General features: G+C 36.6%; 15 protein-coding genes. 4 read left to right on the forward strand and 11 right to left on the reverse strand.

Translation table 11 applies throughout. From position 1 onward, the window contains the following. Positions 1–8: 8 nt before the first annotated feature. Positions 9–1187, reverse strand: a complete 1179-nt coding sequence (locus ACINWC743_RS04725; RefSeq protein ID WP_009584574.1) for a hypothetical protein — start codon at positions 1185–1187, stop codon at positions 9–11. A gap of 91 nt (positions 1188–1278) precedes the next feature. Continuing rightward, entirely contained in the window at positions 1279–1416 is a 138-nt protein-coding gene (locus ACINWC743_RS24455) for a hypothetical protein (RefSeq protein ID WP_009584591.1), read from the reverse strand. 301 nt (positions 1417–1717) lie between these two features. On the opposite strand from ACINWC743_RS24455, the gene ACINWC743_RS04730 reads away from it, so the two are divergent. The 4 genes from ACINWC743_RS04730 to ACINWC743_RS04745 all read left to right on the forward strand — a co-directional run bounded on the left by ACINWC743_RS04730 (position 1718) and on the right by ACINWC743_RS04745 (position 7071). Then, the gene (locus ACINWC743_RS04730) at positions 1718–3220 is read left to right on the forward strand and encodes a PLP-dependent aminotransferase family protein (RefSeq protein ID WP_035300348.1); all 1503 of its coding nucleotides are present in this window, start codon (positions 1718–1720) and stop codon (positions 3218–3220) included. A gap of 372 nt (positions 3221–3592) precedes the next feature. Continuing rightward, positions 3593–5041: an amino acid permease gene (locus ACINWC743_RS04735; protein ID WP_005032577.1), complete on the forward strand. Its 1449-nt coding sequence runs from the start codon at positions 3593–3595 to the stop codon at positions 5039–5041. A 509-nt stretch (positions 5042–5550) separates the two neighbouring features. Beyond that, positions 5551–6156 (forward strand): TetR/AcrR family transcriptional regulator, encoded by a 606-nt coding sequence (locus ACINWC743_RS04740; protein WP_009584570.1) that lies wholly within the window; start codon positions 5551–5553, stop codon positions 6154–6156. Between the two features lie 81 nt (positions 6157–6237). Further along, positions 6238–7071 carry a phytanoyl-CoA dioxygenase family protein gene (locus tag ACINWC743_RS04745; protein WP_009584566.1) on the forward strand — a complete coding sequence of 278 codons (834 nt, stop codon included), beginning with the start codon at positions 6238–6240 and terminating at the stop codon, positions 7069–7071. A 190-nt stretch (positions 7072–7261) separates the two neighbouring features. Here ACINWC743_RS04745 and ACINWC743_RS04750 read toward each other — a convergent pair whose 3' ends face one another. The 9 genes from ACINWC743_RS04750 to ACINWC743_RS04790 all read right to left on the reverse strand — a co-directional run bounded on the left by ACINWC743_RS04750 (position 7262) and on the right by ACINWC743_RS04790 (position 16742). Next, on the reverse strand, positions 7262–7510 hold the full coding sequence (locus tag ACINWC743_RS04750) for a hypothetical protein (RefSeq protein ID WP_004829055.1): 249 nt from the start codon (positions 7508–7510) through the stop codon (positions 7262–7264). A gap of 1 nt (position 7511) precedes the next feature. Further along, the gene (locus ACINWC743_RS04755; RefSeq protein WP_009584572.1) at positions 7512–8096 is read right to left on the reverse strand and encodes a recombinase family protein; all 585 of its coding nucleotides are present in this window, start codon (positions 8094–8096) and stop codon (positions 7512–7514) included. A gap of 315 nt (positions 8097–8411) precedes the next feature. Next, positions 8412–9452, reverse strand: coding sequence for a spore coat U domain-containing protein (locus tag ACINWC743_RS04760; protein WP_009584571.1), 1041 nt, complete (start codon positions 9450–9452; stop codon positions 8412–8414). After that, positions 9449–11959 carry a fimbria/pilus outer membrane usher protein gene (locus ACINWC743_RS04765; RefSeq protein WP_009584565.1) on the reverse strand — a complete coding sequence of 837 codons (2511 nt, stop codon included), beginning with the start codon at positions 11957–11959 and terminating at the stop codon, positions 9449–9451. Before ACINWC743_RS04765 ends, ACINWC743_RS04760 begins: the two co-directional genes overlap by 4 nt. Further along, a complete protein-coding gene (locus tag ACINWC743_RS04770) occupies positions 11959–12774 on the reverse strand; it encodes a molecular chaperone (RefSeq protein WP_035300335.1) in 816 nt (271 codons plus the stop codon). The genes ACINWC743_RS04765 and ACINWC743_RS04770 overlap by 1 nt, the downstream gene beginning before the upstream one ends. 4 nt (positions 12775–12778) lie before the next feature. Further along, positions 12779–13285, reverse strand: a complete 507-nt coding sequence (locus ACINWC743_RS04775; RefSeq protein ID WP_035300338.1) for a spore coat U domain-containing protein — start codon at positions 13283–13285, stop codon at positions 12779–12781. Between the two features lie 9 nt (positions 13286–13294). Continuing rightward, positions 13295–13849, reverse strand: coding sequence for a spore coat protein U domain-containing protein (locus ACINWC743_RS04780; RefSeq protein WP_009584581.1), 555 nt, complete (start codon positions 13847–13849; stop codon positions 13295–13297). Positions 13850–13911: 62 nt separating this feature from the next. Beyond that, positions 13912–14448 carry a spore coat U domain-containing protein gene (locus tag ACINWC743_RS04785; RefSeq protein ID WP_035300341.1) on the reverse strand — a complete coding sequence of 179 codons (537 nt, stop codon included), beginning with the start codon at positions 14446–14448 and terminating at the stop codon, positions 13912–13914. An 893-nt stretch (positions 14449–15341) separates the two neighbouring features. Further along, positions 15342–16742, reverse strand: coding sequence for an aminotransferase (locus tag ACINWC743_RS04790; protein ID WP_035300343.1), 1401 nt, complete (start codon positions 16740–16742; stop codon positions 15342–15344). Positions 16743–16763 lie beyond the last annotated feature (21 nt).

Raw genomic sequence — 16763 nt, forward strand, 5'->3', positions numbered from 1 at the left:
CTTTAAAATTAGAATTTATAGATAAACAATAAATTCAACAACTTACTATTCCCAGCAAAATCCCCTTTAGCCAAAGAATTCGCATCTCCCCCAATAAATACATCATTTTTACCCATAATATATTCAGTAACTAACGAAAACTGATGAATATCCAATTGAGCCCCCAAAATAGTTCGGAAAGATGTCGCAAAACCTGATTGATCTTTATCAAACACTGCATAGCTGATATAGGGTGATAAATCATAGTCTTTATAAAAATCATCAATGTGATAATCAAAATTTGCGACATAATAATTAGCTTTGTTTGCCACATAATATTTTGATTCGAATGAACCTACTGTTGTATAGTTTGGTTCAACCAAAGATTCATTCTTTGCGCGATTCTGTCCAGCTGTCACTGTCAAATTTGCCTTTTGATAATTTAAATGACTAAAAACATTCCATGCATTTCGATGACCTGTTCGTCCATTGTTGTTTTCTAAATCGGAATACCAATAAGATCCTCCTACATTCAGTTTTATTGGAGAACTATCTAGTGGAATTTTTTGATTAACTCTAGCCACCCACATATTTTTTTCTTTAATCGTATCATCGAGACTTGGATTATCAGGCTTAACATAGTTTGCAGAATAGCGAGCAGCGTCCCCAAGACCTCCATAATTTCCCCCATCTCGAGCAAAATAAGCCAAATCTAAGCGAGTATTTTGTCCAAGTTGTTGCTGCCAATTTATCCCTAGATTGTGAGTGTCTTCTAGCCCTACATTATCCAGAGAACTACCATACCAACTGCTCGTCCAAAATCGACTAATACCAAAAGGCATGTCTTGTAGACCAACCGTGATTCGACTATCAGCAGTCAATTTATATCCTAAATTCGCGTTCACGAGTGTTGAAAAATCACACAAAGTATCTTCTTGATAACAACGATACTCCACATTTCCATAAAATTGTTTTGCATCATATTTCAAGTCAATTTTGGCTGCATTGAATTTTAATTTGTGGTCATTATCAGAATAATCTTTTTCCTGATAATTCGCCCTAACCCATCCTGATACCGTAAGTTTACCTAAATTTGTATCTGCATTGCCCCATGACACGATTTCTGCTTTTGCTAGTGTTGGAATGGTGACTAATGCAGCACTGTTTACCAATACAAATAACTTTATAAAAAAATGTGGTGACGTCATAAAAGTTCCCTAATGAAAATATGTTTAAATCAAATTATTTATAAAATTAGAATTTCGAGTTTCAATCATTCTCAATAATCAAAATTGAATTTTATCCAACAGGAAAAATATCCTGCATTTTAGTGGGATCAATAAAATCTTGCCTTGAATAGACTTGCTGTTTGAGATGTAGCTTCAAAGCCTTCGCGATTAGCCGTTGCTTTAAAAAACATTGCGGTAAAGTGTTCATTATTTATTCCTATTTTTTATCTGCTGTTGCATTTCCTTGCCTCAGCAAAAGTGACTCATTTTGAGTAATGGACCTATAAATTGATTGCCTCATGTTTTTAATAACACAATCTGTATTACTAAAAATTAAGCTCAGATTTTTTGCTTTTCTCAAAAAGTCTGTATATGCTCTGACATATAAAAAAATCATATTTGCCGTGATTGTTAAGAAAAATACGCAGAGCATTGACCTAATCTCATTATTTTGCATCGCTGATATTATGCTCGCGAGAGCCACTTTTTATTTTTGGGAGAGAGCCAATTTGCAAAGCTTACTTGGAGATTATTTACTACAACGCTTGCAGCAAGATGTTGAAGGAACACTACAATTGCGTGTTTTTCGCTGTTTGCGCAATGCCATTATTCAAGGTGTCCTTGCTCCCAAGACTCGCTTACCCGCTTCACGAGATCTTGCAAAAGAAATAAAAGTCTCACGTAATACAGTGTTAAGTGCTTATGAACAATTAAGAGCACAAGGATATGTTGAAGCCCGCACAGGGCAAGGGACTTGGATTGCAGAAAAAATACCTGAATCCTTCATGATCAAAGCAGAAAATAACATTTGCCTCACTGAAGAAAATAAACAAAACGAGTCCTATAACCTATCTCAAAGAGGTTCTTATCTGGTCGGTTATTCGGCAGCATCTCCTTATCAATGGGGAGCTTTTGTTCCAGGTGCACCCGACGTAACCGAATTTCCGCATCATATATTCAGTCGAATCCAGACCCGTTTAAGCCGTGAACCCAGTGTTAGTCAATTGATTTACAGTAATGAAGGTGGGTCTATTGAATTACGTCAAGCACTTGCCGAATATCTTACGATTGCACGGTCTGTGCAGTGTGATGCAGATCAAATCATCATTACCGAAGGCACACATCAAGCCATTGATTTAGTTTCACGTACCTTAAGTGATTTAGGAGATGACGTCTGGATTGAAGACCCTGCCTATTGGGGAATTCGTAATATTTTACGCATCAATGGTGTTCACATACGTGCTCTGCCTGTGGATCAACATGGTATTATTCCTGACCTTGATGTTAAAGAATCGCCAAAGTTAATCTTTGTCACGCCTTCGCATCAATATCCTTTGGGATCACATTTGAGTCTTGAACGACGCAAGCAGCTCATCGCATTTGCTCGTCAGCACAAAAGTTGGATTATCGAAGATGATTATGACAGTGAATTCAGATTTTCAGGACAACCTTACCCTTCCTTGCAAGGTCTTGAAGACGATTCTCCCGTCATTTATATGGGAACATTCAGTAAAACAATTTACCCTGCATTGCGTATAGGCTATCTGATTGTCCCCAAAAAGCTATTTTCACCTTTACGAGTGGCTGCCGCAGAATTGTATCGAGGAGGTCATTTACTAGATCAGACCATATTGGCTGAGTTTATTCGAGAGGGACATTATGAAGCACATATTCGCAGGATGCGCCTTCTATACAGTAAGCGCCATGCCTTCTTGGTTGACTTAATCCATAGGCATCTGGGACAAAATTTTCTTCACGAATACAATACAGCAGCGGGTTTGCACCTTATTTTAAAATTACCAAGTGACAGTAATGATGTATTGATTGCTGCAAATGCCTTAGAGAAAGGCGTAAAAGTTCGAGCCCTTTCTCAATATTACACCAAACAATATTCTACCCAGCATAAGGGGCTATTGCTTGGTTTTGCTTGTGTCAATGAACAAAAGATACTGATTGCTTTCGGTATCTTATTAGAATGTTTACGTGATGCAGGTATTCAAACTTTAAATTAAGAAATAATCGTAACTCAGTATTTTAATCATAATTCAGCTTTAAAAAATCTCTTTATAAATTTTCTATTCATGCGCTGCCTAATTCGTTTTTTAATACACTTTTCATTATTTAAATAAATTGGCTCCTTTAAATACATAAAAAATGGCTCTAGTCACCTCATAACAAAAAAGAGAGATTACCAACACTATAGCTTAGGACAGCCCGATGGCAACAGTGTGATCACTCAAGCAAGCAGTCGTGTCATCACATTTTAAGCTGGCTAAATTTTAAGTCGATACTTAAGCCATCAGTCATCGCTTCAATGGATAAATAGTTCATGGATGGAGATAGCATCACCTTGCAACCATATAAAGAATATTAAGGGAAATAATATGATAACAAATCAACCTAACTCAATAGATGATTCATCTCAAGGTCTAAAAAGTGGACTTAAGCCACGTCACCTTACAATGATTTCAATTGCTGGAGTAATAGGCGCCGCTTTATTTATAGGTTCAGGAAGTGTGATTTATTCCACAGGACCCGCTGCGCTTATAGCCTACTCATTAGGAGGGCTTCTCGTTCTTTTAATTATGCGAATGTTAGGTGAAATGGCTGTACTCAACCCAGACAGTGGATCATTTTCAACCTATGCAGACCGAGGAATTGGTCGTTGGGCAGGATTTTCTATCGGGTGGTTATATTGGTCATTTTGGACTTTATTAATGGGTTGGGAAGCATTTGTTGCGGGAAAGATCCTTAATAGTTGGTTTCCGTTTATTCCGATTTGGGGCTATATGTTACTGGTGACAATAAGCCTAGTATGGGTAAATTTACGCAATGTCAAAAACTATGGTGAGTTTGAATTCTGGTTTGCCATGATTAAAGTAGTTGCGATTGTCCTCTTCTTGGTGATCGGAAGTTTAGCGGTTTTACATCTTTGGCCTTGGGGTGATGCCTCTATGCTAGGTGGTGTTACTCATTTGACTTCTAATGAATTTATGCCCAATGGATTTTCAGCCGTGATCACGGCATTACTTGGTGTTATGTTTGCTTACATGGGTGCAGAAATTGTCACAGTTGCAGCTGCCGAGACAAATAACCCTGCGAAAGAAATTCGAAAAGCATCAAACTCAATTGTATGGCGAATCATATTATTCTACGTTGGTTCAATGTTCATTACTGTTTGTTTAATTCCTTACAATAACCCTTTACTCAAAGACCCGACTTGGGGAACATACAGTGTAACTTTAACTGCGCTTGGTATCCCAGAAGCTAGACATATTGTCAATTTTGTCGTTTTAACCTCTGTATGTAGTTGCTTTAACTCTGCGTTATACACCTGTTCACGGATGATGTATTCCCTTTCAAAACGTGGTGATGCGCCCAAAAGTTTCGCATCAACGAATCGCAATAATAGTCCGTGGATTGGGGTCATCTTTTCAAGTATATTTTCAATTATTGCTGCATATCTAACTGCAACAGAAAGTATGAATATTTATGACGTTCTTATGCTAGCAACAGGTACCGTTTCATTATATGTCTATCTCGTTATCGCGATTTCACAGTTAAAACTGCGTAAAAAACTTGAAGCTGAAGGAAAAGAAATTCCATTCAAAATGTGGTTGTTTCCTTGGCTAACCTATGTGGTGATCATTTTTATTGTTGTTGCTTTAATTACGATGGTAATTGAAGGAACTTATTTTAAAGAGGTTTCCTATACAACCCTTCTTGCGGTATTTATTGTTGCTCTTGGCATCTGTGCTCAAAAGTTTAATTGGGGTAAAGATTCTCTCAACAAAACGAAGCAAGACAAAATCAACTTAACTGATCATTCTTGATGAGCCAATTTAACACAAAAATTCACAAGCCCTATCACCATTTTATTGCTAAAACCGCTTTAGCTAAGGCTTATGCATTTTGAAAATAGATAAAGTCTGTTGACACTTCACAGATGCTTGCGACAGCGAAGTGTCAATAGACCCTAAGTCGAATTAAATTATTACATCGCAGTAACTCAAATACGCCTCATATATAGTGTGTTATACAGATCGTAAGACTAATCATCATTTCATCAAAATAAATACACAACAAACATTTGTCCCTCATACAAGCCTAGACATTCTCCATGTATAGCTTGGGCGCTTATTCTACTTTCTTTCCAGAAATTATAAAGAAACCGATCTATTTAATCATTGACTCATCGCTATTCAACAGGACTGATCATTTTTCTAGACCTATTCAGCTTTAGTGTATTACAAAAATGTAATTAAGAAATAACGGCTATTGGCTTGATCTATTTCTAAAATCAAACTAAATTGAATTCAATTCAATTTTTAAAGAACAAAAAATGACTGATAAAAAGATGGACACTTACCTTCGTCTCATTGCTGCGGCAGAACAAGAGTTAATCGCAAACAATGGTCATATGGAAATTAGTGCGATTGCTAAACGAGCAAATAGCTCTGTAGGACTCACCTATCACCACTTTGGTTCCAAAACAGGTTTAATCGCTGCAGTTGTTGACCAATTTTATGAACCACTCAGAGAAATTGCTTTAGGTAACGGGATTTCAATAGACCTCGAGTGGCGTGAAAGAGAAAAGGCACGTACCAAAGCAATCATTGATTATTTTTATAGTCATCCTCTAGCGCCCTTGATTGCAGGTCGTCTTGCTCGTGAACCTGAAGTACTCGATATCGAACGTGCACATATCCAAGCTTTAATCGAACAAGGTGTTCGCAATATTGCTCAAGGGCAAAAGTTAGGACTAATTCCTCTTACACTTGATCCTGAAATCACAGTAGCCATGTTAATGGGTGGCTTACGCCTTGCCATAGATCAAGCTTTGCTTACAGAGCAAAAGCCATCGAATACAACATTGTTGGAACAGCTTTGGTTACTGATCAGCAATACTTTACAACTTGAACCTATCCCAACACCCCATACATCCTAAGTAGTTATGAATAAAAAACTGAACTAAATATTGAGCATCAATATTTTGTTTTAAGGAACATCAAAAAGGGAGTTTTGAAGGATGAAGCAATTCAATATTCATGAATATCAACAGCGTGATCAAGCACAAACATATCGTCAGTTACAGACAGGTTCGGAGCGAAATACAGCCGAAATTGATCAAGATTTCGAAAAATTGATGCGGGATGGCTATGTCATTATCAAAAGTTTAATTTCTCAAGAAAGCTGCCAAGCAATTAAACAAGAAGCATATGCCTTACTTGAGCGAAAAGGACGAAATTCATTCGAGGGACTGCAAACACAACGTGTATATAATGTCCTCGCTAAAACGCGCATCACTGATCAACTTGCAGTACACCCACGAATTCTAGGTTTAATGGACCGTTTGTTTGAACCAGGCTTTCTTCTTTCACAAAGCCAAATGATCAATATTCTTCCAGAAGAGTCAGCACAACATTTACATTATGATGATGCTTTTTATCGCCTACCTCGCCCTAGAAAAGCACTCGGTGCAGCTACAATTTGGGCAATTGATGACTTTACTGAACACAATGGAGCGACAGTGGTTGTGCCGAAAAGTCATTGTTGGGGAGACGATCAAATTGCTCAAAGATCAGCAGCAATATCTGCTGTAATGCCAGCAGGCTCTGTATTGTTTTTTCTGGGTACAACATGGCATGGTGCAGGAGAAAACCAGACCATAGCACCTCGCTTAGCGGTGACACATCAGTACTGTGAGGCTTATTTACGACAACAAGAAAATTATTTGCTTGAGCTATCAAAAGAGACGGTAAAGTCGCTTTCACCAGCACTTCAAGCATTGGTTGGGTACTCCATCTATCCTCCATTTATGGGCATGGTTGATGGTATGCATCCGCTCAGAACATTGGAGTAATGGGTTTTAAGTTTTAAAATAACCAAATGAATGTCGTCATTTGGTTATAGGGCTTCATGCGTTTACTTTTATAGTAGCTTTTATTATGAATTTTCCTTTTATCCTAAACTTCTCTCATCGAGAGAAGTTACCTTCGATATTTATATCACTCAACACACAAATGTTTTGATCAAAGAAGTTAAATATAAAATTAATTTCTCAAATCAACAGCATATGTGAGAGAACCATATAAAAAAGTAATACGCCTTCCCTCATAAGCAACATTTAAAACCTTATACTTAATCAGACCATCTACAGAGTAAATCTCAATTTGATGAATTTTATCACTTACCCAAGGATTTTTATTAAAATGATATCTTAATTGAACAGCCATGGTTTTCTCTATATTGTCTTTATGCCTAGCTCTTACTAAACGATTTATTTTGGTTTTCTTTTTCATTTTAATCCTCATAATTAATATTTGCAGTTGCCTGAGAAAGTAGTCGTTGAATAACCGATCTAGCTACAGCGTATTGTCGAGCTAAAGCATATACACTTTGCCCATTTTTAAATTTTTCTATAATTTCTTTTTTCTTCTTTTTAGTTAATATCTCGGGTCGACCTATTTTATTTATCTTTTTACGCCCGCCCATTTTTTCGAGTTTAACTTTGCGATCAAAATCAGAACACATTTTTAAAAAATGGAAGAATATTTTTTTAACATCTCCTTTTATTTCTTTTTTTGAAAACTCTAAACACACTAAACGTATCCCCTTTTTAAAAATAGTACTGACATTTGAATATATTTCTTTAAAATCACTTCCTAATGAATCTATTCCATCAATGATTAAAAGATCTCCACTTTCAAGTGTATAATTAATTAATATAATTAACTTTTGTCTAAATTTTAATGGTATCCCGATCTTTACCTGCTCAAAAATAAATCTATTTTTTGGAATTTCATAACCATACTTTTTAAGATAATCAACATAATTAAAATCCTCCTTTGAGACCTCATCAGTTCTAAAATATGCATAAGCACGCACAATAGTTCCTCTTTAAACAACAATACCTACATCCAAAATTCAAGAAATATTTAGAACCATCTAATATTTAAAAACACATATGGAACATTTATTTATCAGCAAGACAATCTTAACCAAAAATAAGGGTTCATTATAAAACTGATAGATATATTGTTTAAAAATTTATTTTATTTATTAATTATTATATAATTTAATTACCAATCACAATTAGAGCAGCGCTTTAAATAAAAATTTAAATCTGCTCTAAGTATAATCAGTCATATCATACAGATAATATGACTTATCTATTCATAAATTAATCTTGGGGTTTTCATCTTAAAATTCGACCTTAACAGTTAATTTATCGCTATAGTTACCTGCAGGTAAGTTATCTGGATTAAAATCAAGCACTTTTGCTGTAAATGCATATCCTTGTTGCGTTATTGCATCATAATTACCAGCATTGGTTGTTGCATTGGCACTTGACCATCGTTCACTGCCCCAATTCCCCCATCGCTCAGTCGTTGAGTTTTTATAAATTTCATAAAGTAAAAAATTATTTCCACTATTTGACTTCATGGCACGCTGAAACCCATTTTGTAGATATAAACCATCATCCAAACTCACCATATAAGGTGTTTTTGCTGAGCAACGAATACCCATAGAAGTCTGTACAGGTTCAAACTCATTGGCAAATGCAGCTGTTCCAAAGTTAATATCATTGGTCGAAATACGACAATCTGGTAAAACATTAATTCTAAGGTTCAGAGATGCATCACGTCCCGAACCCCAACTCATTCCAGCCCCAAAGACACCGCGATAGAAACCAGGGCTTTCCTCAAAAAATCCTATTCCACCTACAGCAAGAAAAGGCACAGAATAATACCACTTTACTTTGAAAGGTGTACTGGCTCTATATGTTCCTGGAGGCATAGATTGTCCAGGTGTTATTTTCGCATAAAATGGTAATGAACCATCAACTGAGGAAAAAATATTAATCAATGAAAAAGTACTCAGATCTCGTTCTTCACCGACAACAATCGGACTATTATTGATATCCAAATAATTGACGATCAGAACCTCACCTGTTTGGTCATTAATAAAATTGGTCGGCATTTCACTCACCATATATTTTAAATAGGTTCTATTCGCTGCTGCTAAGCTAAAACCTACACATGATAAGCCTGCACTAAATTGATTGGATTGTGTCCCATTTTCCAGCAAACTGATCGATGAAATATTTCCCATACTGGTATTTCCACTGGAATTAACTGAACAAATCGCTTGGCTCTGACTAGACATAAGCATCAACCCAGTGATAAAGATACTAGTGGGTATCAATTTTTTTAAATTAAAGGTTTTTATATTAAAGATCATGGTTGTACAACCTCATGGCAAACAACAGGCTTAACAACAGCAATTTGCTGTTGTGCTTGTTTGAGATCCAATAAAAAGTTAGCTTTACAGAGTTTTTGATCTGATAGTTGAATACTGATGCTATTTTCAGCTTTTAAATTTTCAAGATACGCAATCCCATCCATGCCCACATAGCTCGACTCATGATCAGCACGATGAACCACGGCACCGACAGGAATCGGCTGTCCATTTTCCTGAACCAGATAAACATTCGCAGCATAAGACTGTTTGATTGGGAATTTCACAACGACACCAGAGCCTAGTTTTGCAGCAATCCGTTTTTCAACCTGAGTTGTATTGTAGTTAGAAGCTAAATTAATTGGATTAATAGTGTATTTAGCAGCGTAATAAGGGGTCACAGTGGGTACAAAAATGTAACCTTTAGAATTACTCTGTCCAATCAGATTATTTTCATAATGTACGGGTACATCAGCGACTTTATTGGTATCAATTAAAGCAAAGGATTGTCCAAGTCGATTTGAAGCAAATATGTCTCCAGACATTAAAATGACTGAACCTGTTAGACCTAACCAGTAGTTATAATTTTTATCCCCTGACATACCAACATCAGTATTCACATATCGGTTACGGTAACTTACACGTGCCTGATTAAAATCATCGCTATTTTCATTGTAACGTCGACTCACATCAAATCCAAAACCACCGCCCATTGGAATATTCTGGTTAAAATTAATATAACCATAGTCTCCATTTGACTGTTTACTGTAACCTAAACTTGTATTTGTATTACGTTTTGATAAGGGTACCGATAATTGAAATGCAGCACTCCAATCTTTTTCAACAAAGTCACGACTAGCACTTAACGATACAGTTGCACCGCGCATGTAAGAAGGTAAGATCGGTGCCCAAGATAAATTCATTAATTTATTTTCAATATCATTGGTTTTGGAACGGATATAAGCAACACCAAAACTACCTGAGTTTTCAGTTGCAAAATAAGTATTCGCTACCCAATTTTTGGTACTATTTGCAGAAATCAAATTGCTGTATTGAAGCTTTGAAAGATCAGCATATTCTTTGTCACGCTGAGAATGATTTAAACCAAAACCAAAACGTTTCTGATTATAGCTATAGCCCAATGTATATTGATTTCCATTGAGATTTTTATTTTCAAAACGGTTTAATTCACGGTCAGCCCAACTCTGAGAAACAGAACTGCTCAACACTCCAAAATGCTTAAGTTTCATGACTGAACCAACGCCAGCCAATCGAAGAGCATTTGAAAATTCTACACGCCCCTCAGTGGTTAACCAGTCATTGATGCCATAACGCGCATCGGCAGAACTAGCAAATTTACCGTATGAAGAATTCTTTATTCCATAATCTTCTCTAATCTGCCCTAAGGATAATGAATAGTCCAATAGTCCAGGTTTAAGCAAAGTATTTGAAACATAAAATGGAACTGCAGTAGATACCTGACGCCCTACACTATCAGTCGTCACAATCACAGCTTCGCCTTTACCATTGATAAAAGGCATATTATTTAAAATAAAAGGTCCAGATTGTATTTCAGAAGTGCTGGTTTTTTGCCCATTAATCAGTAAATCAACTGTACTCGGTAATGCCGCCTCTCCTTTAAACTGTGGCAAAGGATAAGTAATCAAATCTGGTCGTGTACCAAAATTACGTTGAATTTGTAAGCCACCTAAGCGAACAGAACTCCCCCAAGCGTTTTTATTGCCAGTCGTGACATCGCCTGCTAAATAGGACAATACCGTGGTTGGATCATCATATTGCCAAGTCGTATCATAACGTCGATAGCCATCATGATTAAGTTTCGAGTCATTTACAATAGATTTTAAATCTGTTTTTTGATAAATACCGGTATTTTTCAGTACACCATAAGGAGAGAAAAAACGCTGTTCAGTAAATAGTGATGTACTATTTCCCCCCTTCTCAGGACGATAACTATAAAAATCGTAGTTATTCAGTAAACCTGTTCCAGACTCTGCTGTTTGTGCCTTAAACCAAGAATCCTGTCCTCGCATTTGCACAGGCATCCAACTGGCAGGTATATCCACACTAAAATACTGTTTTGCTGAATTGTAATCATATTTCAGTTCAGGGATTTGGTTTAAGGCAACCCAGTCTGATGCCTTCCCTGAAAACCCTAATGTAAAAATCTCTAAATCAGTCAGTATTGTTTCAGGCTGGCTGTCTATATTTTGAAGTGGGATTTTGATTTCCAATTCATCTAATTTAGAGTGTTGAATAAAATAATAATCGCCCTTAACAATCACAGGAACCACCTGTTGAGTTGCATGCTGATTGACGACTAAGTCTAAATAAAGTTTAAACAGCCCATTGACTTCAGAAACATCTTTCGGTGGTGGTGGTAAACTATTTGCATATACATGCGTTGCAAATGCAGGAAGATTAGACATCAAAATAAGTGCGAGACTTCTGCATAAAAAAGAAGGTGGATTTGAGTCGGAGATATAGCGCATTACTGCCCTCCTTCTTTTTTCATTTCAATGAGATCTTGTTTAGCACCTGAGGTATCCACGCCATACAAAGTATTCTGCTGATTCAAACGCGTAAATACTGACTGATCCAACTCAAATTTCATCGTACTGTTTGCCAAGATATATCCAAAGGCTGCTTTCCCGAGTACGATTTGCTCTGAATTGGGACTCAACTGAATACCCGAAAGTCGAGAGAATTTCACTCCTTTATTTTGGATATACAGCTCTGGTACACCTTGTGGGTTGTTTTTAACCCACCAACTCAATATCGGCTTTGCCAATGTATTTTTAGCGTTTGTTTTTTGTGAGGCTTCAGTCAAACCACTCCCCAATCCATTTCCGTATGCAAAGAGTGGAATTGAATAACGCATCTGAAAACTTACAGTAGATGTATTTTGCTCTGAATTTGAATCCAATTTAATGGGCAATTCATCAACTACGATTCGATAAGCATCTTCTTTTCCAGCAATCGTGTTGATCGCTCTCGTTAATCGCAACATATGTTTTTCACCCGCCTTTATTTTGGCGACTGGCGGACTTGGGATGATTTCAGTTTGCTCTTGGTAGGAATCTTGCTGATCCGTTTGATCCCATTTAAAGACTCGAACTTGAACCATTGCATCAGATTTCCCAGTATTTTCTAACCATACTGCAGATGCTTTTTCGTTTGCTTCAATTTTTGGATAAATGGGCCAAATCAAAAAAGTCGCTTGGGCAAATACAGATGAAGCCATTATCGACACAAATACAGCAGATAATGTTCTGCCTGACCATAATTTCATTTTATATACGTTCATGTCATCACCAAGTAATCGTTATTGCGACCATATCTTTATAAAGTCCAGCCGATCGTGGTTGATTGTTGTTATCTAAATCTGCAAAAGCGTATACAGAAAAATTCAATAGCGGATCTGAAACAGTTGTTGGGGTAAGTGTGTAGGCATTTCCACTTACATACTCACTCAGCATATTAGTATCTCGATATAGTTGATAAGATATAAACTCATTTTCTTGAGCATGTTTCATCCGCCGAGAGGAATTTGAAAAGTAATCTCCACTACTCAACATAATTTTTACAGGCAATTGATCAGTACAACGAATATTCCAACTTTGTGCAGTATTTGACCCACCCCACAAAAGTTTATCCTGCGATATCACAGGATGACGACCAAAATCAATTAACTGTTCAACTTTGCTCAGCTCACACCCTTTTTCTATGGTCGCTTGAACCTGAAAAGTGGCTGTAGTTTGTGAGTAAGCACCCGCTGCATTCAACATCAGTAGAATACTCAAAGCTATTTTTTTCATGATTTTTCTTTAAAATTCAATAGTAATTGGAATCGTATCGGTATAATAACCCAGAGAAACTGGCTGTCCGTTATTGACAGTCTGCCCAATTAAATCAAGTGTCTGTGGTTGACCATTATTATTCAAAGTAATGAATTGATTTGGTCTAAGCACATCTCTATTACTCCCATATAAAATGTTGTAAGCAAGATAATCGGTGCCATTACTCATTGCGCGGAAGTAATTTGTACGGAAAGACAATGGCACTTGCCCATCATTTTGACCATTTCCGAAAGTGATTTTGATTGGCGAATTAGTCAAACATTGAATCGTTAGACCTGAACCAGAAGCATTAGTTAAGCGAGTCTCAATAACTTGATTAAATGAAGCCATTGTTTCGCCGAAATCTAATTGACCTAGATTTAACCCATTTGATCCACTATTCATGGGTTGGTTATTCACCTGACAAGATGGTTCAAGTTCTATCTGCAATTTGAGCTTGGCACCCAACTGCCCTGCATGTACAAACGTTGCAATAAAACCACAAGTTAGAAACCCCAAACATTGTTTCAAAAATAGATGCATACGCTCCTCCTCTAGGCAGATTTGTTACGCATAACAAATCTGCTCACTGTTACGTATACGGATTAGAAATTAACAGTCACCAATAAAGTATCTTGATAGTCGCCTTGTGCTTTTGCTGTACCGCTATTTGCAGCAATCGCACCAAAAATTGGCACCTGTTCAGATACGCCAGAAGCAGCGCTAAAGCTTTGCGGTGTATTGATTGCATAGGCGGTTGTGCGTGCCGCATCACGGTATACGTTATAGCTGACTAAGTCTGTACCTGTTGTATGTTTAAGACTACGATCAGCGCGTTGCCCACCATCAATCGCTACGGTAAAGTTAACAGGTGTCGTACTGTCGCATTTTACATTGAGATGACTGCCCGTTGCTGAAGCTGCAACTTGTGCAGTTAGGATGTTGTCCCAATTGCCCGATGTTTTTCCGAAATCCAATGTACCAAACTGGTTGATACTGCCTGCAACTGTAGAGCCTTCTACAGTACAACCTGTTGAAACATTGAGTTTAACATCTACCTGACCAGTAACAGCCGCTTGTGCAGTTGCGATATACCCTGTGCCCAACAGTAAAGAAAGTGTTAATTTTTTAAGAATATTCATACTAAATCCCATGATATGTATTATTTGTTAACTGCGACACATTAAATGTGAATGCGAACAAATCATTACATGCGACTCAGTACTGCTCAATAAACACACAAAAGAATAGAAAAAAATATAAATCAAACTATTGATTTTTATATAAAAATTTAAAAAATCATATGTACTAAATTACACAATAGTTTAAAACATATGAATAAAACATATTTCAATCAGAATTTTAGTAAAAAAATTAAAAATTATTATTTAATATCAATAAATTAAATATAACAAAAAATACAGCTCCCTATATTCTTTTTTATAGTTAGCTTAAAAATAAGACTTCATCGAATGATGATCAAGAGTTGTATTGATTCAGCGACTTCAATGATCAAAGAATGAGCGACATGCTAGGTATTAGATTTTTGCGAAAATAGTCTAAAGAAGTGATTTTCAATGCTGGAAAATAATTTAATCAAGCCATATCAAACATCACACAAATTAAACTCATCATCATTATTCTTGAAAACTCGCATCATATAAATAAAGTGTTTTCAATGCCTGCAATTTTGTCCAAAATTTCGCTTAATTTGTGTAGACGGTGCTCTACTTTTCTTCGGAGAAAAGTAGCAAAAGCCCTTTGTTGGTCGAAGGTAGATACTTATCACTCTTGAGTAACGGCAGTATCCATACCACCAAAGGCGATAACAATTTCAAATAAAATAGGCAAAAGGAAAAGCAAAATTAATTTACATTTTGAATTCTATATAAAATTTTTGCTGGAATAAAATTCTGTTGAATTAGCATGAGTTTAACTTAATTCGATGAATCATATAATTTGTTATAAAAAATCAAGATTTAAATGTATTTGATTTAAATCTTGATTTCTTTAAAGTTAACTTATTTTTTTCAGATTAAGCAGCTAAATGACCTTCAAATCTCAAATCAGCTGTTGTACTTAAAATTGCTTTGCGTAAAGTTCTAACCATGAAGTCTACATGTTGTTTATTGAGGATTAATGGTGGAGACATGATGTTCATATGTCCGACAGGACGAATAATTAAACCCTCTTTCTGACAGTATTCAGCGATTCGAGCACCGACATTGACAGAACTCGGGAAAAGCGTTTTGGTTTTTTTATCGGCTAAATTTTCAATACACATCATAAATTTCTTACCGCGTACCTCTCCAACGATGTCTAAATCAACCAGCGTTTTTAATTGATCTTCAAAGTATTGTCCGACATCTTGAACGTGTTCAAGCAAATTTTCACGTTCAATAATTTCGATATTCTTTAAAGCAGCTGCACAGGAAACGGGATGCCCCGAATAGGTAAAACCATGGGTAAATAGTGCCCCATCTGCTTGAGGTTGATTGATGACCTCATAAATCTCATCAGAAATAATTGTTGCCCCCAAAGGTAAGTAACCAGAAGATAAACCTTTGGCACAGGTAATAATATCTGGAACAATCCCGAATTCAGATTCCGAAGCAAAGAAATACCCAATACGCCCAAATGCAGTCACCACTTCATCTGATACATATAAAACTCCATATTTACGGCAAATTTCTAAAGTTTTTTTATGGTAACCCTCAGGTGGCATAATCACTCCGCCAGCCCCCATAATCGGTTCGGCAAAAAATGCAGCGACATTTTCTGGACCCAGTTCCAAAATTTTATTTTCGAGCTCCTGTACCTTTTCATTGCAAAATTCGTCAAGACTCTGACCTTCTGCTCTGCGGTATGGATTTGGACATGAAATATGGTGTACCAATTCACGGTCAATATCAAAACCGATATGATCAAACTCAACACCTGTGAGTGACATACTGATATAGGTACTACCGTGATAACCATCTTTTCGAGAAATTAACTTTTTCTTGGTCGGTTTTCCCAACTGATTAAAATAAAAGTGAATCACACGTACTGCTGTATCATTAGCAACTGAACCCCCGCAACCAAACAGCACATGATTTAAATTTCCTGGTGCCAATTCAGCAATTTTTGCCGACAATTGTGCAGCAGGAATCGAAGTATGATGTCCAAATGCAGAATAATAAGGGATTTGCATCACCTGTTCTGAAATGGCATCAGCGATTTCTTTGCGTCCATAGCCAACATTGACACACCATAGACCACCGATTCCATCTAGATATTTATTTCCCTCTGCATCAAAAACATAACATCCTTCGCTATGTGCAAGAATCATTGCACCTTCATCTTTAAAAGTCGCAAAGTCAGTCCAAGGATGAATATGGTGTTCTTTGTCTTTCTTCCAAATTTCAGTAATTTGTGTTGTTGATAACTGTTTCATGTGATAACTCCTTGTTAAAAT

Source organism: Acinetobacter sp. WC-743 (assembly GCF_000335555.1).
Classification (GTDB): Bacteria; Pseudomonadota; Gammaproteobacteria; order Pseudomonadales; family Moraxellaceae; genus Acinetobacter; species Acinetobacter bereziniae.

Excerpts from the sequence above, each read along its gene's own strand:
- ACINWC743_RS04725 (WP_009584574.1), bottom strand. The coding sequence starts at position 1,187 with ATGACGTCACCACATTTTTTTATAAAGTTATTTGTATTGGTAAACAGT.
- ACINWC743_RS24455 (WP_009584591.1), bottom strand. The coding sequence starts at position 1,416 with ATGAACACTTTACCGCAATGTTTTTTAAAGCAACGGCTAATCGCGAAG.
- ACINWC743_RS04735 (WP_005032577.1), top strand. The coding sequence starts at position 3,593 with ATGATAACAAATCAACCTAACTCAATAGATGATTCATCTCAAGGTCTA.
- ACINWC743_RS04740 (WP_009584570.1), top strand. The coding sequence starts at position 5,551 with ATGACTGATAAAAAGATGGACACTTACCTTCGTCTCATTGCTGCGGCA.
- ACINWC743_RS04745 (WP_009584566.1), top strand. The coding sequence starts at position 6,238 with ATGAAGCAATTCAATATTCATGAATATCAACAGCGTGATCAAGCACAA.
- ACINWC743_RS04750 (WP_004829055.1), bottom strand. The coding sequence starts at position 7,510 with ATGAAAAAGAAAACCAAAATAAATCGTTTAGTAAGAGCTAGGCATAAA.
- ACINWC743_RS04760 (WP_009584571.1), bottom strand. The coding sequence starts at position 9,452 with ATGATCTTTAATATAAAAACCTTTAATTTAAAAAAATTGATACCCACT.
- ACINWC743_RS04765 (WP_009584565.1), bottom strand. The coding sequence starts at position 11,959 with ATGCGCTATATCTCCGACTCAAATCCACCTTCTTTTTTATGCAGAAGT.
- ACINWC743_RS04770 (WP_035300335.1), bottom strand. The coding sequence starts at position 12,774 with ATGAACGTATATAAAATGAAATTATGGTCAGGCAGAACATTATCTGCT.
- ACINWC743_RS04775 (WP_035300338.1), bottom strand. The coding sequence starts at position 13,285 with ATGAAAAAAATAGCTTTGAGTATTCTACTGATGTTGAATGCAGCGGGT.
- ACINWC743_RS04780 (WP_009584581.1), bottom strand. The coding sequence starts at position 13,849 with ATGCATCTATTTTTGAAACAATGTTTGGGGTTTCTAACTTGTGGTTTT.
- ACINWC743_RS04785 (WP_035300341.1), bottom strand. The coding sequence starts at position 14,448 with ATGAATATTCTTAAAAAATTAACACTTTCTTTACTGTTGGGCACAGGG.
- ACINWC743_RS04790 (WP_035300343.1), bottom strand. The coding sequence starts at position 16,742 with ATGAAACAGTTATCAACAACACAAATTACTGAAATTTGGAAGAAAGAC.